This is a genomic window from Neorhizobium sp. PAMB6716, from assembly GCF_058242805.1.
On record NZ_CM177835.1, the window covers coordinates 3,056,541 to 3,077,238 of the forward strand.

Below are 20,698 nucleotides of genomic sequence, written 5' to 3' on the forward strand. Positions count from 1 at the left end.
GATGCAGATGATGATCTTTGGCGCCGGTTATTCCGGCCAGGCGATTGCCGCAGAGGCCCGCGCGGCAGGCGCCTCCGTCTCCGGCACCACCCGTAGCGCGGACCGGCTGGAAGCTTTGGCCGCGCAAGGCATTTCCCCCTTCCTGTTTGACGGCGAACACCTGTCGGAAGCCCTTCTCGCGGAAATGCAGAAAACAACACATCTGGTGCAATCGATCGCGCCGGGAAAAGCCGGCGATCCGCTGCTGATGCTGACCGGCGGCGATCTCAAACGCTTTTTTCCAAACCTCAGCTGGGCCGCCTATCTCTCCACCGTCGGCGTCTACGGCGATCACGCGGGCCAATGGGTGACGGAAGAAACGCCCTGCCGGCCCGTCTCGGTGCGCTCGGTGGAGCGGGTGGCAGCGGAAGAGGCCTGGATGGAAGCGGCCGACAAAGCCGGCACGCCGATCGCCGTGCTGCGCCTCTCCGGCATTTACGGTCCCGGCCGCAATGGTTTCGTCAATCTTTCGCAAGGCACGGCACGCCGGCTGGTAAAGCCCGGCCAGGTGTTTAACCGCATCCGTGTTGAGGACATCGCCTCAGCCACGCTGTTTCTCGCGAACAAAAATCTGGGTGGCATCTTCAACATCACCGATGACGAACCCGCCCCGCCGCAGGATGTGGTGAGCGAAGCCGCCCGCCTGATGGGCATTGCCCCGCCGCCCGAACAGGCCTTCGAGACGGCCGAACTCAGCCCCATGGCGCGCTCCTTCTACGGCGAGAACAAACGCGTCTCCAATGCGAAGATCTGCAATCTGGGGTTTCAGTTCAAATATCCGGAATATCGCGTTTCGCTGATGGACCTCTGGGCGTCCGACCGCTGGAAGCCCTGATTTCCGGGGCCGGGAGTCTCGTTTTGAAACACGCGATTTCGGATGAAAATTCCATCCTTACGGCTCTTTCTGGTCATTCTTTCTTAATCTAATGGGCAAGTTGCCATAAAATCTGTCCAAATATGGCGTTTCGGGCAGGCGGACGATAAAAAAATTTCGGCCGTTTTCGTGAAGCCGGGAATGGCCCGAATCCACCCGGTACAGTTTTCCAGTTTGTTACTGATTCGCTTAAATTTTTTCCAACTTAACTGGTCAAACTCGTTAGCCGGCTTTTCATCACAAATGTTACAGTCGTTAACATTGCGTGATGACAAACCCCACGTTTTCGCCTTTTTTGGCCGTCCCTAAGCCTTCCACACGCCAATTGCTGGCGCAGGTCTCAGGGGATAACCAAATTTGACGCTCGTAAAACGCACGACTTTCGCAACAGTTGCCATCGCCACCTTAAGCCTTCTCGGTCCCATCAACGCCCATGCAGCACCCGGTTGTGGTCACGCCTCCTGGTATGCACTGAATTCCAAGACAGCCTCCGGTGAACGCATGAACCCGTCCACCCTGACGGCCGCCCACAAGTCGCTCGGTTTCGGCACCAAGGTGAAGGTCACCAACAAGCGCAACGGCAAGACCGTTGTGGTGCGCATCAACGACCGTGGACCGTTCATCAAGGGTCGCGTCATCGATCTCTCCAAGGCCGCCGCCCAGAACATTGGCATGGTTGCCGCAGGCACCGCCCAGGTCTGTTACGAAGTTCTCGGCTGATCGGCAGCCTCTGCCGGCCTTGCCCCCGTCACGCCCTGCCCTTGCTCTTGCCATGGATCGCGGTTAAACGCGCTGATACACCGTAGGAGAGCAAAAGATGCGTTTGGGCGGACGAATGGCGGCAGCCATCGAGGTTTTGGCCGATATCGAGACGCGCAAGCGTCCTGTCGCCGATGCCCTCAAGGACTGGGGCCTTGCCCATCGTTTCGCCGGCTCCGGCGATCGCGCTGCCATCGGCAACATTGTCTATGACGCGCTGCGCATGCGCCTGTCGCATGCCTATCTCATGCAGGACGATGGCGAAGCCGCCCTCGTCTACGCGGTTCTGCTGCGCCAGTGGGGTTTTACCCCGGACACACTTGCCGCCGAACTGACGGACGACAAGTTTGCGCCCGAAGCACCGGATCTGACAGCTTTTCTGGCCCGCGACCTTTCCGAGGCACCGCTTCATGTGCAGGGCGACATTCCCGAATGGCTGGTTCCCTCCTTTGAAACCGCATTCGGCGCCGATTGGCTTGCCGAGGCGAAAGCCATGGCCGAACGCCCCTCGCTGGATCTTCGCGCCAACACGCTGAAATCCAACCGTGACAAGGTGGTGAAGGCGCTGGATCGTTCCGGCGCACAACCCACCCGCATTGCCCGCAACGGCATCCGCATCGACAGCGGCACCGGCGCCTCGCGCCTTCCCAATGTCACGGCGGAACTGTCCTTCCAGAAGGGCTGGTTCGAGGTGCAGGACGAGGGATCGCAGATCGTTGCCGATCTCGTCCAGCCCGCCGATGGCCAGCAGGTGCTGGATTATTGCGCCGGCGGCGGCGGAAAGACACTGGCGCTTTCGGCGGCCCTTCACAACAAGGGCCAGGTTCACGCCTATGACGCCGACCGCAAGCGTTTGGCGCCGATCATCGAGCGCCTGCGCCGCGCCGGCACCCGCAATGTGCAGGTGCATGATGACATCGCCCAGTTGAAGGCCTTCGAAGGTCGTCTCGACGTGGTTCTGGTCGATGCGCCCTGCACCGGCACCGGCACCTGGCGTCGTCGGCCCGATACGAAATGGAAGCTGACACAGAAAAATATCGACGAGCGGCTGGACCAGCAGCGTGATGCGCTGACCTCCGCCTCCGCCTATGTCAAACCGGGCGGCGCGCTGATCTATGTCACCTGTTCTGTTCTGCCGGAAGAAAACGCCCGTCAGGTCGAGCGGTTCTGCACGGAAAACCCGCAGTTCCAGCCGGTGGCAAGCCTGCCGGCCTACGAAAAGCTGTTCGGGGCAGATGCTGCAAAACCCTATTCCACCGATGGCGCGGGCCTGACGCTGACGCCGGCCAGCACGGGCACCGACGGCTTCTTCTTCTGCCGGTTGCAGCGCAACGTATAGCCTCAGTTGAGGCCGGGCTCTGCGCTTGATCAAAACACGCGCAGAGCCCGGCCAACACTTCAAACCGTTCTAATCTAGATTGTTTGACACTGGTTTTTGTTTGCGCCATGACACGGGGATCGCGATCCGCTGACGCAGGAGAAACCATGATCCGTAGAACGCTATTGAACGTGAGCCTTGGAGCGCTGGCCGCCTCCGCCGCTTTCATCGTGACACCGGCAAGCGCTGCCGAACCGGCAGCGGTTCTCACCCATTACGCCGATCTCGCGCATGCCAAATATGAGGATTCGCTGACGACGGCGAAGGCCCTCGACAGCGCTATCGACGCGCTCATCGCAAAACCTTCCGAGGCGACGCTGACGGCGGCGCGCAAGGCCTGGATTGCTGCCCGCGTTCCCTACCAGCAGTCGGAAGTCTATCGCTTCGGCAACCCCATCGTCGATGACTGGGAAGGCAAGGTCAACGCCTGGCCGCTGGACGAAGGCCTGATCGATTACGTCGATGCCTCCTATGGCACCGAAAGCGATGCGAACGCCTTCTACACCGCCAACATCATCGCCAATCCCAAGCTGAAGGTGAACGGCGAGGAAATCGATGCCTCCAAGATCACGCCGGAGCTGATCCGCAGCCTGCATGAGGCGGGCGAAGTGGAAGCCAATGTCACCACCGGCTATCACGCCATCGAATTCCTGCTCTGGGGCCAGGATCTGCATGGCACCGGCCCGGGTGCCGGCGAGCGGCCCTATACCGATTACGACAAGGCCAATTGCACACACGACAATTGCGACCGCCGCGCCGATTACCTGAAATCCGCCTCCACCGCGCTGGTCGAAGACCTCCAGGAAATGGTCACCGCCTGGGCACCGGATGGTGAAGCCGCAAAGGCCGTCGAGGCCGATCCGAAGGCTGGCATCACCGCCATCCTCACCGGCATGGGCTCGCTGTCTTACGGCGAACTTGCCGGCGAGCGCATGAAGCTCGGCCTTCTCCTGCACGATCCGGAAGAGGAGCATGATTGCTTCTCCGACAACACGTTCAACTCGCATCTGAACGACGCCATCGGCATCGCGTCCGCCTATAACGGCACCTACACGCGCATCGATGGAACGAAGATGGCGGGACCGTCGCTGTCGGAAATCGTCAACGCCAAGGACCCGGCGCTCGACAAGGAAATGACCGCCAAGCTCGACAAGACGCTGGATGCCATGCACGCCATGGCCAAGCGCGGCGAAACCGTCGAGGCCTATGACCAGATGATCGGCGAAGGCAATAAAGAAGGCAATGCCGTGGTGCAGGCTGCCATCGACGGGCTGATCGACCAGACCAAGACTGTCGAGCGTGTCGTCACCGCGCTTGATCTCGGCACCGTCAAGCTCGAAGGCTCCGACAGCCTCGACAATCCCAACGCCGTCTTTAAATAACCAGATCGGAGCGGGCCGGATATTGTGCGCAATGTCCGGCCCGAACCCCAGATGATCCTGCGCCCCGCAGCCCTCACCCTTTTATCCGCCGTCTTCGGCGCGGTGTGCCTTGCTCCCGCGGTCATGGCTGGCGATGGGCGCCGCGCAGATCTGTCGGCAAAAGACCGTCTTCGCGTCGAGGCCGTCACGGCCGCCGCCACCGACTTTTCAAAACCCGAACCCTTCGAGGCCATGGCCGGCGGCGGCGCTACATCTACGGCACCCGTCGATGCCAACGCCCTTTCGGACTTTTCCGCCAATCTGGATTTTGCCGCGCGCGAAGAATTTTCGCTCGGCAATGCGCTGTTTTCCAAACTCTGGGTCGCCGCCCCCTCTTCCACGCAGGCCTCCGATGGGCTGGGGCCGCTCTACAATGCCCGCGCCTGCCTCAGCTGCCATGTGCGCGATGGCCGCGGCCATCCGCCGGAGGGATCTGCCGACGCCACATCCATGCTGCTGCGGCTGGCGCGTCCCGCCCGAACGCCTGCCGAACAGGCGATGATCGACCGTCATGATGTGCTCAATTTCCCCGATCCGACCTATGGCGAACAGCTGCAGGATCTGGCCGTGCCCGGCCTTGCCGCCGAAGGCGAGATAAACATCCGCTACGAAGACCTGTCCGTGACACTCGGCGATGGCACGGTGGTCATGCTGCGCAAGCCGCATTACACCGTGGCAGACCTTGCCTACGGCCCGCTAGATCCCAAAACCACGCTTTCCCCCCGCATCGCCCCGCCGATGCCCGGCATGGGCCTGATCGAGGCCATCGCCGAGGCTGATATTCTTGGCCGAGCCGACCCTGATGACCGTGACCATGACGGCATTTCCGGCAAGGCGGCGCTGGTGAAGGATCACCGGACCGGCCGCCTGACGCTTGGCCGCTTCGGCTGGAAGGCGCAGAATGCCACGGTGCGCGATCAGGTGGCCGCCGCCTTTTCCGGGGACATGGGGATTTCCACGCCTGATCGGCTCGATGCCTATGGCGACTGCACAAAAGCTGAAACCGCCTGCCATGCGCTTGCAAACGGCGTTCAGCCGCGCCTTGGCGACAGCGAGGCGCCCGATCCGGTGATGGATCTCGTCACCTTCTATTCCAAAAACCTCGCCGTCCCCATGCGCCGGGATGTCGATGCGCCGGATGTTCTTGCCGGAAAATCACTCTTTTACGCCTCGGGCTGCGCGTCATGCCACACGCCAAAATATGTGACGCGGCGCGATACGGACGACAAGGCGCTCGCCTTCCAGCTGATCTGGCCCTATTCCGATTTCCTGCTGCATGACATGGGCGAAGGGCTCGCCGACGGCCAGCCGGTTGGCCTTGCCGATGGCCGGGAATGGCGCACCCCGCCGCTCTGGGGCATCGGCCTCACAAAAACCGTGAACGGCCATAGTTTTTTCCTGCATGACGGACGCGCCCGCAACCTCACCGAAGCCATTCTATGGCATGGTGGAGAAGCGGAACGGGCGCGTACCGCATTTTCTGCCCTTGCCCGGCACGACCGGGACCTGCTTTTGAAATTTCTGGAGACACTCTGATGTCGAGATGGTTGTCCGCTCTCGCTCTCACCCTCATTTCGGCCACCACGGCCCTTGCGCAGGAGGCCGACACGGCCCCGCCCAAGACCTTGAGCGAGGAAGCGACGAGGCACGTGATGGTCAAGGTGGTGGATGATTTCATCCGCCCCGGCTATCGCCAGTTTTCCGGCCAGAGTGCCGTGCTGACCAATGCCATGGCAGATCTTTGCGCCACCCCCTCCGACAAAACCTATGCGGCGGCGCAAACGGCCTTTGCCGATGCCGCCACAAGCTGGGCGCAGATCGAGATCGTGCGCGTCGGCCCGGTGCTCGATGCCTACCGCTTCGAGCGCATCCTGTTTTACCCGGACCGCAAGGGCACTGGCCTTCGCCAGGTGCAGGCGGTGCTGGCAGGCGCCGATGAAGGGGCAACCACGCCGGCCGGCCTTGCGCAGAAAAGCGTTGCCGTGCAGGGGCTCGGCGCGCTGGAATTTGTGCTTTACGGCACCGGAAAAGAGCGTCTCCTCAGCGAGAAGAACAGCTTTCGCTGCCGTTACGGCCTCTCCATCGCCGGCAATGTGCAGCGCATCGCCACCGAACTGACGCAAGCCTGGGACGAACCTGACGGCATCCAGCAGGACTGGAAAAACCCCGGCAAGGACAGCGCCGTCTTCCGCGACGGCCATGAGGGCGTTACCGAAGCGCTCGGCATCCTCGTTCACTCGGCAGAGGCTGCGCGCGACCAGCGCATCGAAACCTTCTACAAGGGCGAAGCCAACAACACCTTTCCGCGTCAGGCGCTGTTCTGGCGCTCAAAACTCACCTTCCCCATGCTGGCAGGCAACCTTGAAGGCATCCACCGGCTCCTCGATGCCTCCGGCTTCCGCGACCTGCTCGCCCCCGACCAGCAGTCGATCATCGGCTCCATCGATTTTGTGCTGAAATCGCTGACAAAGGTGACAAACGACGTGAACCCGGATGTGGAAGTAGCCGTGGCAGACGAAAAGGAACGCCAGAAGCTGGATTTCCTGCTGATGAACAGCCGCGACCTCATCCTGCGCCTGAATGACGGGCTCGGCGGCGGCCTTGGCCTTGGCGCCGGCTTCTCCTTCTCGGATGGCGACTGACATGGTGCGCACCGGCGACATCGACCGGCGCCAGTTCATGCGCGCCGCCGGCATCGGCTTTCTCAGCACCCTTTCGCCTCAAAGCCTTTATGCGCTGGAGCGGGCGGAGGCCGTGTTTGCCGCAGGTTTTCGCAGCCCCGACGGGGCCTATGGCATCGCCACCACCACTGCCGATGGAAAGATCATCGACCGCATCGCCCTTCCCGCCCGTGCCCACGGCCTTGCCTATTGCCGCGCCACCGGCCGCGGCGTCGCCTTCGCCCGCCGCCCCGGCACATTTGCCATGATCTTTGATCCAAAAGGTCTCGAGCAGCCGGTGCTGATCCATGCGCCGGAGGGCCGCCATTATTACGGCCACGGATATTTTTCGCCGGATGGACGCCTTCTCTACGCCAGCGAAAACGACTTTGACGGCAATCGCGGCATGATCGGCCTTTACGACGCCACGAACGGCTTTGCCCGCATCGGCGAATTCGAGGCCGCTGGCATCGGCACCCATGACATGACCGTCTCCGATGACGGGCGCCACCTGATCGTCGCCAATGGCGGCATCGAGACCCACCCGGATTTCGGCCGCACCAAGCTCAATCTCGACCGCATGCAGCCGTCGCTTGCCATCCTGGATGCGCAAACCGGGCATGTGGTGGAGCGCCATGCGCTGCCGCCTGCCCTCAGCCAGCTCTCCACCCGGCATCTCGACGTGGATGAAGGCGGGCGCATCTGGTTTGCCTGCCAGTATGAGGGCGCCCGCAGCGATCTGCCGCCGCTTGCCGGTTCGTTTGCGCTCGGGCAAGACCTGCGCTTCGTGTCGCTTCCGGATGAAACCACGCAGCGGCTGGGCAATTACGTCGGCGCCATCGCCGTCAACCGCAAGGAGCGGCTGGTTGGCCTCACCTCGCCCAAACTCGGCGCCGCCGTCATTCTGGATGCGCGCACCGGCAAGGTTCTGGCCGAGCAGGCAGTGCCGGATGCGGCAGGCGTGGCAAGCGCGCCGGACGGACTTGCCGTCTCTTCCTATAGGGGCACGCTGGCCGGCACCCGCTCTCCCCTTGCCTGGGACCAGCATCTGGTGCATCTCGCCTGAAGCGCTCCCTCTGCCCCCTGTGGTTATCGGCAACAACCGCCCTAGTTAGGACGCCATGAAGAAACTTCTCGTCCATCTCCTGTTCATTCTCGTCGTCGTCGGCCTTGGCGCCCTGATCGGGGTCTCCAACATCCCCGGCCAATGGTACCAGTCGCTGGAAAAGCCGCCGTTCAACCCGCCGAACTGGATTTTCGGCCCGGTCTGGACCGCCCTTTACGTGCTGATCGGCATTGCCGGCGCCCGCGGCTGGCTGGAAGCGCCAGCCTCCAGCCGCACGCAGCTGTGGTTTGGCCAGATGGCGCTGAACTTCCTCTGGACACCGGCCTTCTTCGGCATGGAAAGCACCAGTCTCGGCCTGGTCGTCATCGTGCCGCTTCTCATCTCCATCCTCGTTTTCATCCGCATCAGCTGGCGGCCGGACCGCCTGAGCGCGATCCTCTTCCTGCCCTATGCCGCCTGGGTCGGTTTTGCGACGCTGCTCAACCTGTCGCTTTTCCTGCTGAATTAGCCATAGATGGCCCAATCGGCCTTAAGCCCCATCTCAATTTCAAGGCCGCGCCTGCAGATCCAGCGAACGGATGCCGGAGCCGCACCCTATGATCCATGCGGATCATCAGGTCCGATCATTCGAGGGCCGCCCTATCTCGCTGTCGAAAGGGCGCACGTGAGACCACGGCCGAAAGGCGGCTTCCGCTTTGCGCCAAAATCGGACATTGCGGCTGCCGCAAAACTCCCTGTTGTGCGACATCGCAAAAATCAGAAAAACAGGTGTCGCCTTAATTGGGATTTCCGCGACAAAATCACGATCCGCGGGTAGAGAGGAAATGCCGTCTCACAGGATTTGAGAGATATGTTTCTGAGATTTATGTCCGCACTGATCTTTCTTACCCTCTGCACATCCTATGTGAACGCAGAAGATATTGATGGCGTAGGTATCAAGAGGCTTGAAGTCCTCGACCCAATTGACCAGCTCCCAATGGACGCAGTGGCATTTTTTCCAAGTTTTGAACCGTCCGGTAGCACTAGAATTGGACCCTATGAGGTAGAAGCTTCAAAATTAGGGACCATCGGGAGCGGTTCCTATCCATTAATTCTATTATCACACGGCAACATGGGCAGCATGTGGGGGCATCACGACCTCGCTACGTCCCTCGCCCAGCAAGGACACATTGTCATCAGCATAACTCATCCTGGCGATAATTTTCAGGATACGAGCCGGATCGGCGCGGCGAGCAGCATTTACGGGCGGCCGTTGCAGATATCTGCCGCCTTGTCGGCAGCACTAAAAGACCCGATCCTTGCATCGCATATTAATGCGGATCGAATAGGGTTCGTCGGATTTTCAGCCGGTGGAACCGCAGGCTTGATCCTCGCGGGGGCCAAGCCGGTTCTCACCCGTCTTGAGGACTATTGCGCAAAGCGTCCCGACGACCGCCACGTTTGCGAAGCGCAAGGACGTATCAGAACCGATCGTCCCGAACTTAGACCGTCTCCCGACGCGCGCATTCGCTCGTTCGTTCTGCTCGCGCCCTTGAGCGTCGTATTCTCTCCTGAGGGATTGGAGCCTATCAAGGCACCGCTGCTGGTTTTCGTTGGTGAGAAGGACGAAGAATTGTCCCCTGACGATAACGCCATGTCACTAGCGCATGAAAGGCAGGGGGCCGCCGTATTACAGGTCATTCCCAATGCAGGCCACTTCACCTTTCTGGCCCCATGCTCACCAGATTTGAGCCGTGAGATGCCTGCCTTGTGTCTCGACGGCAAAGGTGTCGATCGTGTTGCGGTCCATAAAAGCATCAATTCCGAAATTGGAGCCTTCTTCAAAAATACGCTTGGCGCGGCGTCTCCATGAGCCTTTTGCGTCGCAAATATCCTAAGTTTTGCGATAATTGACCACCAGCCAAATCTTAAGGGAAATTCCGTCGCGAAAGCCAGGTGCAAAAGTTAGCCTTTGGCGACCGACATATGCGACACTTTTGGACTATTCGTCCAACGGTAGATGTCCGCTTCACGCCGACTGCGCACAATGATCTTGCATCGTCCCACCCAGGACACAGCACGAAGAGAGCTTGACCCCGCCCCGCCGAAGAGAGAAGCACCACCTCCGGCTTGCGGCATCTCCTCTGCCATGCCACTTTCGCAGCCGCGAAAGGATGGCAGGCATGGACGACATAGATCCCGGCGATTTCCGCGAGCGCGTTCGGCGCAGTTTCGGACGGCAGCAGGCGATGGTCACCATCGGCGCGCAACTGACGCGCGTCGAACAGGCCATGGTCGAGATCGAAATGCCGTTTGATGCAAAGCTCACCCAGCAGCACGGCTTTCTGCATGCGGGCGTCATTGCCGCCGGTCTCGATGCCGCCTGCGGTTATGCCGCCTATACGGTGATCGAGCCGGAAGCCTCCATTCTCACCATCGAATTCAAGGTCAACCTGATGTCGCCCGGGCGCGGTGAACGCTTTCTCTTTCGCGGCGAAATTACAAAACCCGGCTCCACCATCATCGTGGCCGACGGCCGCGCCTATGCACTCAGCGATGGCCCGGCCAAGCTGATCGCTTCGATGAGCGGCAGCATGATGGTGATCCGCGGCAGGCAGGATATTTCCGGATGAGTTTTGAGCTTTTAATCGTCGCCAATCGGTCAGTACTTTTCGTCATGGCCGTAGATGCGGAATACGGACCGCATCTGAAGGCGCGCATCCGCCCGCTGATGACGGGCGTCGGACCGGTCGAGGCGGCCATTGCCGTCACGCGAGCACTCGCCCAGCTGGAAGCGGAAGGCCGCCTGCCGCATCTTCTCGTCTGCCTCGGCTCGGCCGGCTCGCGAGAACTGGAACAGACCGCCGTCTACCAGGCCTCCTCGGTCGGCTACCGCGACATGGATGCCTCGCCGCTCGGGTTTGAAAAAGGCCGCACGCCCTTCCTCGATCTGCCGGCCGCAGTGCCCCTTCCCCATGCCATTCCCGGCATCCCATCTGCCCGCCTTTCCACCGGCGGCCATATCGTCTCAGGCTCTGCCTATGACGCGATCGAGGCCGAGATGGTCGACATGGAAACCTTTGCGGTGCTGCGCGCTGCGCAAGGGTTTGGCGTGCCGCTGATCGGCCTTCGCGGCATTTCCGATGGCAAGGAAGAGTTGCGCCATGTGGGAGATTGGACCGAGTATCTGCATGTGATCGACGAAAAACTGGCAGACGCCGTCGATCGTCTCGCACAGGCCCTGATTTCCGGCGATTTGGCGCTCTGACCCGGTTGCGAAAAGCGCAAGTTTTCATTAAAGGCTCGCCATGACCCAGATAGCGCATCCCGACAGCATCCTCATCATCGATTTCGGCAGCCAGGTGACGCAGCTGATCGCCCGTCGCATCCGCGAGGCCGGCGTCTATTGCGAAATCCACCCCTTCCAGAACGCGCGCGACGCCTTCCTGAAGCTTTCGCCGAAGGGCGTCATCTTCTCCGGCGGCCCGGCCTCCGTGACGGCCGAAGGCAGCCCGCGCGCGCCGCAGGAAGTGTTTGAGACGGGCGTGCCGATCCTTGGCATCTGCTATGGCCAGCAGACGCTGTGCACCCAGCTCGGCGGCACCGTCGAGGGCGGCCATGCCGCAGAATTCGGCCGCGCCGATGTGGAGATCAAGAAGGGCAGCCCGCTGTTTGACGGTTTCTGGACCGCCGGCGGCCGTTATCCGGTCTGGATGAGCCATGGCGACCGCGTGACCGAACTGCCCGACGGTTTCGAGGTTATTGCCACCTCCGAAAACGCCCCCTTCGCCATCGCAGCCGACGAGAAGCGCCGCTATTACACCACCATGTTCCACCCGGAAGTGGTGCACACACCTGACGGCGCAAAACTTCTCTCCAATTTCGTCCACAAGATCGTCGGCCTCAAATCCGACTGGACCATGGCCGCCTACCGCGCCGAAATGATCCGCAAGATCCGCGACCAGGTCGGCACCGGCCGCGTGCTCTGCGGGCTCTCCGGCGGTGTTGATTCGTCCGTTGCCGCCATCCTCATCCATGAGGCGATCGGCGACCAGCTCACCTGCGTCTATGTCGATCACGGCATGATGCGCATGGGCGAAAGCGAACAGGTGGTCGGCATGTTCCGCGACCACTACAACATTCCGCTCGTCCATGTGGACGCTTCCGACCTCTTCCTCAACGAGCTTGCCGGCGTCACCGACCCGGAAGTGAAGCGCAAGACGATCGGCCGCCTGTTCATCGAGGTGTTTGAATCCGAAGCCGCCAAGATCGCCGATGACGGCAAGGGCGCACCAAAGTTCCTCGCCCAGGGCACGCTTTATCCCGATGTCATCGAAAGCGTCTCCTTCTCCGGTGGCCCGTCCGTTACCATCAAGAGCCACCACAATGTCGGCGGCCTGCCCGAGCGCATGAACATGGCTCTGGTGGAACCCTTGCGCGAACTCTTCAAGGATGAAGTCCGCGCGCTTGGCCGCGAGCTTGGCCTGCCCGAAAGCTTCATCGGCCGCCACCCCTTCCCGGGCCCCGGCCTTGCCATCCGCTGCCCCGGCGCCGTCACGCGCGAAAAGCTCGACATCCTGCGCAAGGCCGATGCGATCTATCTCGATGAAATCCGCAAGGCCGGCCTTTACGACACGATCTGGCAGGCCTTTGCCGTGCTGCTTCCGGTCCAGACCGTCGGCGTCATGGGCGATTACCGCACCTATGATTTCGTCTGTGCCCTTCGCGCCGTCACCTCCGTCGATGGCATGACCGCGGATTTCTACCCCTACGACATGAACTTCCTCGGCCGCACCGCCACCCGCATCATCAACGAAGTCCGCGGCATCAACCGCGTCGTTTACGATGTGACGTCGAAGCCGCCGGGCACGATCGAGTGGGAATGATCCCACCTCGTTCACAGGCGCATTCGTCCCGATAAATTCACGCCCTGCTGATGGGCGGAAACAGCGGCTAACAGACGTTAGCCGCTGTCGTGCTCTTAAAGGCGCACGGCGTGCCGCGTGCGATGATCCGGCTGCAACGGCAAGACATTGTTATCGTATGCACCCCGCGCGCCGACAGTTGATGCGGCCCCACCGCGCCTACTGTGTCTCCATTCCCTGCACGCGCAGTTCAAGCGAACGCGCCTGCATCGAACGGGCGCATCGCAGCGCCTTTGCGAAAAACCTTTCGGCCTCTGCCGGCCGGCCGCGAGACGCCCGCAGCAGCCCGGCAAGCCGTAATATCTCCGGATGGCACCAGCGTTCCTGGCGCAGGCACCGGCTGGCGAGGGCCTGCTCAAGGCCATGCTCGGCTTTGTCCGTCTCGCCTGCCTGAAGCAGCGCTTGCGCCAGGATGCAGCGATAGAAGGCGACGCGCGTCAGCCAGCCGCCGCCGGCAAGCTCGTTTATGCCGTCCTGCATCATGGCAAGGCCTGCGTCATCGCCGCGGGCGGCTGCGATGGCGCCGGCGAAAAACTGGCTTGTTCCCGGCCACACGCTGATGTTTTCCTGGGTGCTGATCTCAGAAAGCTGGCCCTGCAGCCGGGATGCCGTCTCGAGGTTGCCGGTGAGATAGGCGATCGGCAGGGCGGCCAGCGAGATCGCGTTGCCCTGCGAAATCAGATGGCCGAGCCTGTTTGCTCGGGAAACCGCCGCCATTGCCATGCCGGAGGCACGGTCCGGCTCGCCCGTCAGCCAGAGCAGAAACGACCGCGACATTCCGATGGCGACGCCAAGGTCCATCTGGAACCGTGACAGGCCCGGACGATCCTCAAGCCCCTCCCAGGCCACGGCAAGCGCCTCCAGCCGGCGTGACGCTGACGACAGGCGGCCTGCATAGACTTCGATATGCGCAAGCAGCCGCTCCGCATCGGGCGCTGCTGACCACTCCAGACCGGACACGGTCCCAAAACGTTCGAGCCCCTGCAGCGCCTCTCGCGGCCGGCCCGTATAGGCAAGGTGAACCGCCTGGCCCCAGACGGCCCGCATCTGATAGTCCACGCTCCCCGCCTCGGCGGCATGCCGGATGCTGTCAGACCATGCCGCACCGGTTTCGGGCCTCAGCCGCAGTGCCAGGGTCAGCGCCCATGCCCGGGCAATCGTCAGCTTCACCGTTGCAAGTGCTGTTTCGGGGGAGGGATTGCGGCGCGCATTCAGCGCCAGATCCACGGCCGTCAGCATTTCCTTGAAGGCCGACAGTTCCTGCCACAAGGGCAGTGCGCTCACCACGAGATCGACGCCGATCTGCGCATCACCGTCAGGGCCGAATGCCCAACCAATCGCCGCCCTCACATCGTCGATCCGGCCCCGATATTTGCGCAACCATGGTTGAGAGCTGTCGGTGGACCAGGCCTGCTCCGCATGGCAAAGCCACTCCCGCATCCGGCCAGCAAAACGCCGCTTCGCCCTTTGCCTTTCGGGGGCTGCGGCCAACCGCTGTCTTGCATAGGAACGGGTGCTTTCCACCAGGCGATAGTGGAGGACGCCATCCTCGGGCTCGGCGGAGACCATCGACTTTGCCACCAGTTGCGCCAGCGCGTCGCGACCGGCCAGCGGATCGAGATAACCGGCGGAAAACAGCGCATCGGCATCGTCGGCGACAAACCGGCCGGCAAAGACCGACAAAAGACGCAGGAGAACAGCTTCGCTTTCCGGAAGCAGGCGGTAACTCCAGTCCAGCGCGGCCTCCAGGGTCTGGTGGCGAAGCGGCGCATGTCGAGGCCCGCGCCCCAGCGTGTGGAGCCCCTGCTGAAGCGCCGTGTCGAGAGCAGACGGCGTGAAGATCGCCGCATTGCCCGCCGCAAGCTCGATGGCAAGCGCCAGGCCCTCCACCCGCGTACAGATCGACACGATGCTCTCGACATTGTCGTCGGTCAGCTGGAATGTGCCGGCGCTCTTTGCTCTCGCGACGAAAAGCTGCACGGCTGGAAAGGTGTGGGCTTCGGTGGCGCGCAGGCGCCGTTGATCTTGCGGATAGGCGAGCCCGGCAAGAAAATGGACATGCTCGTGCCGGGTCCGCAGCGGCGCGCGGCTGGTCGCGATGATGGCGGCCGACGGGATGGCAGCCGCGATCCGGTCAATGGCGGCGGCGGCCATGGCGCTGACATGCTCGCAATTGTCCACGATCAGCAGCGTCCGGTTTTGTCGCAGCACCGCGATCACGCCGCGCAAAGGGTCTTCCAGGCCGAGCGACACGCCGACCGCCGTGGCAAGCGCCGGCACGACGAAGCGGGCATCGTCGATTGTCGACAGATCCACAAAGGCGATGCCGCCGGGAAACTCGCCGCGCATCCGCTCCGCAATCGCGATGGCAAGCGATGTCTTGCCCACGCCGCCAGGCCCTGCAATGGTCACGTAGCCGGGGTAGACCAGCTTTTGCGCAATGATGCCGGTGACCTCTTCGCGACCATAAAGCTGAGGCACATCAGGCGGTCCGGCAGGCTGCGGCCGATCGTTTCCAGGCGCGTCCCGCCCGTCGTCGCCTTCCACCCTTGCAATGAACTTGTATCCCCGCCCGGCAATGGTTGCGATATAGGCTGTATCGCGGTCCCGGTCGGCCAGTTGTCGCCGCAGTGTCGCAACATTCACCTTCAGATTGTCGTGATGGACAAAGCAGTCGGGCCAGGCATGCGCCACCAGTTCAGCCTTGCTGACAACATCGCCGGCCCGGCTCACCAGCAAGGTCAGCAGATCAAAGGCCCGGCCGCCCAGATGGACAGGCTCGTCTTGGTGGAGGAGAAGCTGACGTTCCGGCAACAGGTGAAAGGGGCCGAACCGGTAGCTGGAACGCAGTGGTGCCGGCCCGGAGCCAGCATCCTTTCCCCCGCCGTCGCGCGTCTCTTGCATCAGATATCCCCGCATGCGCCAGCGTTCGTCACAGTGTATCGCCTGCACCGGCTGCTGACAGACAAAAACTGATCGGTGTCACCAACTATCGGTAGCAGGATGTGCGCTCATCGTCATGCCCGGCCAGCAACGATCGATGTCTTGCAGCAGGCCGGAAAAACCCGGTCTTCCTCAACGCAACCGCCAATCCCTACCCCTCTTCTTTTTACCTCAATTAACTCGTGGTGCGAAGAACCCGATGCTACCTCAGGTAAGGAAGGGCGTCCATCAGGGACCGCCCGCATTGCCTGGCGAGGGGACAGATATGAAACACATCATGATGATGGCAGCGACGGCCCTGCTGATTGCGACACCTGCAGCAGCCGAGACCCGCTGCGAAACAGCGACCGCAAAAACGAATGCGGCCATGGTCCCCGTCACGCACTACAACACGCGCATGATCGACGGTGTGAAGATCTTCTATCGCGAGGCCGGGCCTGCCGATGCCCCTGTGCTTCTGCTCCTGCATGGCTTTCCGACATCGTCGCACATGTTCCGCAACCTCATCCCCTTGCTTGCCGATCGCTACCACGTGATCGCGCCGGATTTTCCCGGTTTCGGGCACAGCGATGCGCCGGATCATACCCGCTTCGACTACACTTTCGCACACCTGGCTGATGTGGTGGAGAAGCTGACGGTATCGCTGGGCGTCGATCGTTACAGCATGTATGTCATGGATTACGGTGCCCCGGTCGGATACCGGCTGGCGATCAAACATCCGGAGCGGGTGCAGACGCTGGTCGTGCAGAACGGCAACGCTTATGTGGAAGGCCTCGACAATGCCTTCTGGGCGCCGGTCAAGGTCTATTGGGCGGACCCGTCACAGGCGCGTCGGGAGACGCTGAACGGTCTGGTGACCCCTGAGATTACATATTTCCAGTACACCGATGGCGTCGGTGACCTCTCGCGCATCAGCCCGGACAACTGGACGATCGACCAGGCCCTGCTCGACCGTCCCGGCAATCGCGACATCCAGCTCGACCTCTTCCGTGACTATGGCGCCAATGTGCCGCTTTATCCGCAATTCCAGGCCTTCTTCCGCGATAAAAAGCCGCCGACGCTGATCGTCTGGGGCAAGAACGACAAGATCTTTCCCGAGGCCGGCGCGCATCCCTACATGCGCGACCTGCCCGACGCGGAAATGCACATCCTCGACACCGGCCATTTCGCCCTTGAGGAAAAGCTCGATGTCATGGCGCCGCTGATCCGGGATTTTCTCGATCGCAAGCTCTGCAAGTGACGAAAAGCTGAGGTTCAGCGAGAACGGCACCTTTGGAAGGACAGGAACCATGGTCGGCAATGATATTGCGTCCGCAGTCATTCCCAATGAAACAGGCACGTCCATCGTGCTGGTCCATGGGGCCTTTGTCGATGCCTCGGGTTGGCAGCCTGTCTTTGAGTTGCTGACCCGGCGGGGACATGAGGTGCTGGTGGTCCAGAACCAGACCCTGACGCTGGAAGGTGATGTCGAGGCAACGCGGCGGGCCATCACGGCTGCACGGCATCCTGTCGTTCTGGTTGGCCACAGCTATGGCGGGGCGGTCATCACCGAGGCTGGACATTCGCAGAAGATCAAGGCTCTCGCCTATATCGCAGCCTTCGTGCCGGATAGCGGGGAATCGGTTGCAGCGCTGAATGACACGCCTGCAGAAGCCATGGAGGCAAAGGCGCCGGTCATGCCGCCGCAGGACGGTTTTCTTCTGGTCGAGCCGGCAGGTTTTCCGCGCGCATTCGCAGCCGATGTCGATCCGGAAAAGGCCCGCTTCATGGCGGCCGCGCAAGTGCCCTGGGGTCTGCAAGCCGCCACGACCCCGATCAGCCGGGCGGCCTGGAGGGAGAAACCAAGCTTCTATCTCTTGGCCACCGCCGACCGGATGGTGCCCCCCAGCGCCCAGCGGCGCATGGCGCAGAGAGCCGGGGCGACCATATTCGAGATCGACAGCAGCCACGCGGTGATGCTGTCCCACCCGCTCGAAACCGCCAATTTCATCGCGACGGCAGCAGATATTCCAGCCTGAGGGGAGCCGCTGCCCTTGCGTGTCTGGCTGGCAACGTGATCCGATGGCAGACACCCGGTGCTCGCGCGGTTGGAGCCAGCGTGCAGGGTGGGGGATTTCAACGATCGTTTCGCTGCATGGCCGGTTTCAGGCGATGCAGCCAAGGAGGAGCACGCGATGACATATGGTTTCATGAGCATTGCTCTCACGCCCAGCGTGCGCGCCGCCCAGGCGGAGATGGGAGCCGAAGATCTCTGGGTCGATTTCAGGGGCGACCGCGCCTTTGACCGGTTCACCGCAAATGAAAAAGCCTTCATCGCGGAGCGTGACAGCTTCTATATGGCCTCGGTCTCCGAAAAGGGCTGGCCCTATGTCCAGCATCGCGGCGGGCCACCCGGTTTCCTGAAGGTGCTCGATGACCAGACGCTTGCCTTCCTCGACTATCGCGGCAACCGGCAATATATCAGCACAGGCAATTTCAAGGCAGACGACCGCGCCTGCCTCATCCTCGTCGATTATGGGCGGCGCGCGCGCCTGAAGATCTTCGTGCATGTCGAAACGCTGTCTCTCGAAGCCAATGGCGAACTGAAGGCTGAGCTGACCGACGCCCATTATCGCGCGGTGCCCGAGCGGATATTCCGGCTGCGGCTCGAAGCCTTCGACTGGAACTGCCCCCAGCACATCGCGCCGCGCTTTAGCGCCCGGGAGATTTCCACGGCCACACACCCCTTGCATGAGCGCATCGCCACGCTGGAAGAGGAAAACGCCGCATTGCGCCGCAAGCTCGACGCTCTGACGAACGGCGCAGTTTGAGCAGAAGAGACCACACGGCCCGAAAACTCCGGACTATTCTGTGGGCAATTCATCCCACGCGCATGAACCAGCACAAGGGCATGGACGGAACCATTCGGTGTGATACGCTCACCAACACTGAAAAGTTGCGCACCTCATGAAAACGCCCTTGTGAAGCGGAGTGGACATGGCAGCACACATGCTTGCAAAACTGCATGAAATGAGGCCGTTTCTGAAAAACGTGGCGGCCATGCGGCCTCGATCGCTGTTTCAGTGGATCGCAAAGGCGACGGCGCCATTGCCACAGGTTTCCGCATTCACCAATGCGTTTGGCTCGTTTACCGGCCTTCGCAACGACTATCTGTTCCAGTCGATCATGGCGAAGGGGATCAACGAAACTCACTTCGAGGATCTGGCCCGCCGCCTGCTGCAGCGCGACTGGAACGTCATCGATCTCGGTGCCAATCTTGGAAGCCATTCCGTCCTGATGTCGAGGCTCGTTCCGCAGGGACGGGTGTTTTCGTTCGAGCCGCAATCGCTGACGTTTTCACTGCTGCAGAACAACCTGCTTCTGAACGAATGCCACAATGTCCGCTCGTTCCGCTTCGCGATCTCGGACCGCGATCTGGACGTCCTTGCCATGGAACCCTTCAGTTACACGGGCGAGAAAATCAACAATGGCGCGCTGAGGGTGAGTGCCGGGCGTTCCACGGGCGATCTAACGATCAGCAAATGCCTGGACGATCTCCACCTGCCGCCGGTCGGCTTCATCAAGATGGATATCCAGGGATCAGAACTGAAGGCGCTGAAGGGCGCTGCCAAGACGATTGCCCGCGACCGGCCCCTGATGTTCATCGAGATCGAGGAGCAACACCTGCAATCGCTCGGGACCAGTTCGAAGGACCTCATCGAGCATCTGCTCGGTCTCGATTACATCCTTTTCCGCATCATGACGGATTATCCCTGCGATCATATCTGCGTGCCACGAGAAAACGCCGCTGCATTTTCCGCCGCGCTGGGCCAGGATTATCCCTATCCGCTGCAGCGCATCGAAGGACGGCGCGTCAAGCTTCTCTTCAATCGCCCAAGAGACCAGAACTACCAGAACATCGACGTGATCGGCTGACACAAAAGGACCGCCGAATGCTGATCCATCCGGCGGCCTTGCCCTGTTCGGGCCTGAACCCTGCCCTCTCCCGGACGGTCAGAAATTGGCCGAGACTGTGAACAGGAAACGCGGATTGGACACGTCGATATTGTCGTTCATATCAGGGTCCACCGGCCAGGCGACGGAGAGGTCGCCGTTGAGATGGCCGCCGATATCGAAATCATACCCCACGCCGAAATCAGCATAGAAACTGCTCGGTTCGCCGCGCAGGTAATCGTCAAACACCGCGCCGACATCGAAAAAGGCCCGCACACCGGAATTGAACGGCGTGCCAAGCGCCTTTCCGACCGCCTCGTTGATCGGCACGGAGCCGTAACGCACCTGGTTTGCCAGATAAAAACCGGTATCGCCCGATAGAGACGACAGTTCATAGGCCGGCAGCGAAGTTGAGCCGCCGAGATACCACAGCTCGCCGGACACATCCAACTGCAGGTTGGTCGTTCCCGGTTTTTCACCGGGTTTCAACCCTGCCGTCACACGGAAGTTACGGTTGGAATTGACCGACGACAGGCGACGCTCCAGAAGCTGGATGGTCGGGATGGATCCCGGCAGCACCTCGACACGATCGATCACGAAGGACGATTTGACGCGCTGGTTGCCGGAGATGATAACGTTGCCGATCTTGCCTTCGACAAGCTCGATGCGCGCCACGCCACCGGCGATCTGCTGCGACGTTCAACTGTCAGAAAATGGCGCC

Annotated in this window: 18 protein-coding genes; 16 read left to right on the forward strand and 2 right to left on the reverse strand. The window is 61.6% G+C overall.

Going from position 1 to position 20,698, the window contains the following annotated elements; all coding sequences use genetic code 11:
* The first annotated feature begins 1 nt into the window (after position 1).
* The 12 genes from AC4CWH_RS14900 to guaA all read left to right on the forward strand — a co-directional run bounded on the left by AC4CWH_RS14900 (position 2) and on the right by guaA (position 13,062).
* On the forward strand, positions 2 to 874 hold the full coding sequence (locus AC4CWH_RS14900; RefSeq protein WP_491319338.1) for an NAD-dependent epimerase/dehydratase family protein: 873 nt from the start codon (positions 2 to 4) through the stop codon (positions 872 to 874).
* A 435-nt stretch (positions 875 to 1,309) separates the two neighbouring features.
* Complete coding sequence (locus AC4CWH_RS14905; protein ID WP_491285466.1) at positions 1,310 to 1,633, forward strand: septal ring lytic transglycosylase RlpA family protein; 324 nt, start codon at positions 1,310 to 1,312, stop codon at positions 1,631 to 1,633.
* 97 nt (positions 1,634 to 1,730) lie between these two features.
* Positions 1,731 to 3,011: an RsmB/NOP family class I SAM-dependent RNA methyltransferase gene (locus AC4CWH_RS14910; RefSeq protein WP_491319339.1), complete on the forward strand. Its 1,281-nt coding sequence runs from the start codon at positions 1,731 to 1,733 to the stop codon at positions 3,009 to 3,011.
* 146 nt (positions 3,012 to 3,157) lie between these two features.
* Entirely contained in the window at positions 3,158 to 4,432 is a 1,275-nt protein-coding gene (locus AC4CWH_RS14915) for an imelysin family protein (protein WP_491319340.1), read from the forward strand.
* Between the two features lie 51 nt (positions 4,433 to 4,483).
* The gene (locus AC4CWH_RS14920; protein WP_491319341.1) at positions 4,484 to 6,007 is read left to right on the forward strand and encodes a di-heme oxidoreductase family protein; all 1,524 of its coding nucleotides are present in this window, start codon (positions 4,484 to 4,486) and stop codon (positions 6,005 to 6,007) included.
* Positions 6,007 to 7,113: an imelysin family protein gene (locus tag AC4CWH_RS14925; protein WP_491319342.1), complete on the forward strand. Its 1,107-nt coding sequence runs from the start codon at positions 6,007 to 6,009 to the stop codon at positions 7,111 to 7,113. The genes AC4CWH_RS14920 and AC4CWH_RS14925 overlap by 1 nt, the downstream gene beginning before the upstream one ends.
* Position 7,114: 1 nt before the next feature.
* Entirely contained in the window at positions 7,115 to 8,197 is a 1,083-nt protein-coding gene (locus AC4CWH_RS14930) for a DUF1513 domain-containing protein (RefSeq protein ID WP_491319343.1), read from the forward strand.
* A 55-nt stretch (positions 8,198 to 8,252) separates the two neighbouring features.
* Complete coding sequence (locus tag AC4CWH_RS14935; protein ID WP_491319344.1) at positions 8,253 to 8,705, forward strand: TspO/MBR family protein; 453 nt, start codon at positions 8,253 to 8,255, stop codon at positions 8,703 to 8,705.
* A 342-nt stretch (positions 8,706 to 9,047) separates the two neighbouring features.
* Positions 9,048 to 10,049, forward strand: coding sequence for an alpha/beta hydrolase family protein (locus AC4CWH_RS14940; protein ID WP_491319345.1), 1,002 nt, complete (start codon positions 9,048 to 9,050; stop codon positions 10,047 to 10,049).
* 310 nt (positions 10,050 to 10,359) lie between these two features.
* Complete coding sequence (locus AC4CWH_RS14945; RefSeq protein WP_491282832.1) at positions 10,360 to 10,809, forward strand: PaaI family thioesterase; 450 nt, start codon at positions 10,360 to 10,362, stop codon at positions 10,807 to 10,809.
* Complete coding sequence (locus tag AC4CWH_RS14950) at positions 10,806 to 11,444, forward strand: 5'-methylthioadenosine/S-adenosylhomocysteine nucleosidase (protein ID WP_491319346.1); 639 nt, start codon at positions 10,806 to 10,808, stop codon at positions 11,442 to 11,444. Before AC4CWH_RS14945 ends, AC4CWH_RS14950 begins: the two co-directional genes overlap by 4 nt.
* 40 nt (positions 11,445 to 11,484) lie before the next feature.
* On the forward strand, positions 11,485 to 13,062 hold the full coding sequence (guaA, locus tag AC4CWH_RS14955) for a glutamine-hydrolyzing GMP synthase (RefSeq protein WP_491319347.1): 1,578 nt from the start codon (positions 11,485 to 11,487) through the stop codon (positions 13,060 to 13,062).
* Positions 13,063 to 13,260: 198 nt separating this feature from the next.
* Here the strand turns inward: guaA and AC4CWH_RS14960 are convergent, their stop codons facing one another.
* Positions 13,261 to 16,005: an ATP-binding protein gene (locus AC4CWH_RS14960; RefSeq protein WP_491319348.1), complete on the reverse strand. Its 2,745-nt coding sequence runs from the start codon at positions 16,003 to 16,005 to the stop codon at positions 13,261 to 13,263.
* Positions 16,006 to 16,309: 304 nt separating this feature from the next.
* Here AC4CWH_RS14960 and AC4CWH_RS14965 point away from each other — a divergent pair, with 304 nt between their 5' ends.
* From AC4CWH_RS14965 to AC4CWH_RS14980, 4 genes are all read left to right on the forward strand, one after another.
* Complete coding sequence (locus AC4CWH_RS14965; RefSeq protein ID WP_491319349.1) at positions 16,310 to 17,284, forward strand: alpha/beta fold hydrolase; 975 nt, start codon at positions 16,310 to 16,312, stop codon at positions 17,282 to 17,284.
* Between the two features lie 49 nt (positions 17,285 to 17,333).
* Positions 17,334 to 18,062, forward strand: a complete 729-nt coding sequence (locus AC4CWH_RS14970) for an alpha/beta hydrolase (RefSeq protein WP_491319350.1) — start codon at positions 17,334 to 17,336, stop codon at positions 18,060 to 18,062.
* 156 nt (positions 18,063 to 18,218) lie between these two features.
* Positions 18,219 to 18,854, forward strand: a complete 636-nt coding sequence (locus AC4CWH_RS14975) for a pyridoxamine 5'-phosphate oxidase family protein (protein WP_491282840.1) — start codon at positions 18,219 to 18,221, stop codon at positions 18,852 to 18,854.
* Between the two features lie 166 nt (positions 18,855 to 19,020).
* Entirely contained in the window at positions 19,021 to 19,959 is a 939-nt protein-coding gene (locus AC4CWH_RS14980; protein WP_491319351.1) for an FkbM family methyltransferase, read from the forward strand.
* 78 nt (positions 19,960 to 20,037) lie between these two features.
* Here the strand turns inward: AC4CWH_RS14980 and AC4CWH_RS14985 are convergent, their stop codons facing one another.
* The gene (locus AC4CWH_RS14985; RefSeq protein WP_491319352.1) at positions 20,038 to 20,652 is read right to left on the reverse strand and encodes a hypothetical protein; all 615 of its coding nucleotides are present in this window, start codon (positions 20,650 to 20,652) and stop codon (positions 20,038 to 20,040) included.
* Positions 20,653 to 20,698 lie beyond the last annotated feature (46 nt).

Bases quoted from the DNA above. Each gene is read 5' to 3' on its own strand.
- AC4CWH_RS14935 (WP_491319344.1), top strand. From the start codon at position 8,253: ATGAAGAAACTTCTCGTCCATCTCCTGTTCATTCTCGTCGTCGTCGGC.
- AC4CWH_RS14965 (WP_491319349.1), top strand. From the start codon at position 16,310: ATGAAACACATCATGATGATGGCAGCGACGGCCCTGCTGATTGCGACA.
- AC4CWH_RS14950 (WP_491319346.1), top strand. From the start codon at position 10,806: ATGAGTTTTGAGCTTTTAATCGTCGCCAATCGGTCAGTACTTTTCGTC.
- AC4CWH_RS14970 (WP_491319350.1), top strand. From the start codon at position 17,334: ATGGTCGGCAATGATATTGCGTCCGCAGTCATTCCCAATGAAACAGGC.
- AC4CWH_RS14920 (WP_491319341.1), top strand. From the start codon at position 4,484: ATGATCCTGCGCCCCGCAGCCCTCACCCTTTTATCCGCCGTCTTCGGC.
- AC4CWH_RS14940 (WP_491319345.1), top strand. From the start codon at position 9,048: ATGTTTCTGAGATTTATGTCCGCACTGATCTTTCTTACCCTCTGCACA.
- AC4CWH_RS14945 (WP_491282832.1), top strand. From the start codon at position 10,360: ATGGACGACATAGATCCCGGCGATTTCCGCGAGCGCGTTCGGCGCAGT.
- AC4CWH_RS14915 (WP_491319340.1), top strand. From the start codon at position 3,158: ATGATCCGTAGAACGCTATTGAACGTGAGCCTTGGAGCGCTGGCCGCC.
- AC4CWH_RS14980 (WP_491319351.1), top strand. From the start codon at position 19,021: ATGGCAGCACACATGCTTGCAAAACTGCATGAAATGAGGCCGTTTCTG.
- AC4CWH_RS14960 (WP_491319348.1), bottom strand. From the start codon at position 16,005: ATGCAAGAGACGCGCGACGGCGGGGGAAAGGATGCTGGCTCCGGGCCG.
- AC4CWH_RS14975 (WP_491282840.1), top strand. From the start codon at position 18,219: ATGACATATGGTTTCATGAGCATTGCTCTCACGCCCAGCGTGCGCGCC.
- AC4CWH_RS14930 (WP_491319343.1), top strand. From the start codon at position 7,115: ATGGTGCGCACCGGCGACATCGACCGGCGCCAGTTCATGCGCGCCGCC.
- AC4CWH_RS14910 (WP_491319339.1), top strand. From the start codon at position 1,731: ATGCGTTTGGGCGGACGAATGGCGGCAGCCATCGAGGTTTTGGCCGAT.
- AC4CWH_RS14900 (WP_491319338.1), top strand. From the start codon at position 2: ATGCAGATGATGATCTTTGGCGCCGGTTATTCCGGCCAGGCGATTGCC.
- guaA (WP_491319347.1), top strand. From the start codon at position 11,485: ATGACCCAGATAGCGCATCCCGACAGCATCCTCATCATCGATTTCGGC.
- AC4CWH_RS14925 (WP_491319342.1), top strand. From the start codon at position 6,007: ATGTCGAGATGGTTGTCCGCTCTCGCTCTCACCCTCATTTCGGCCACC.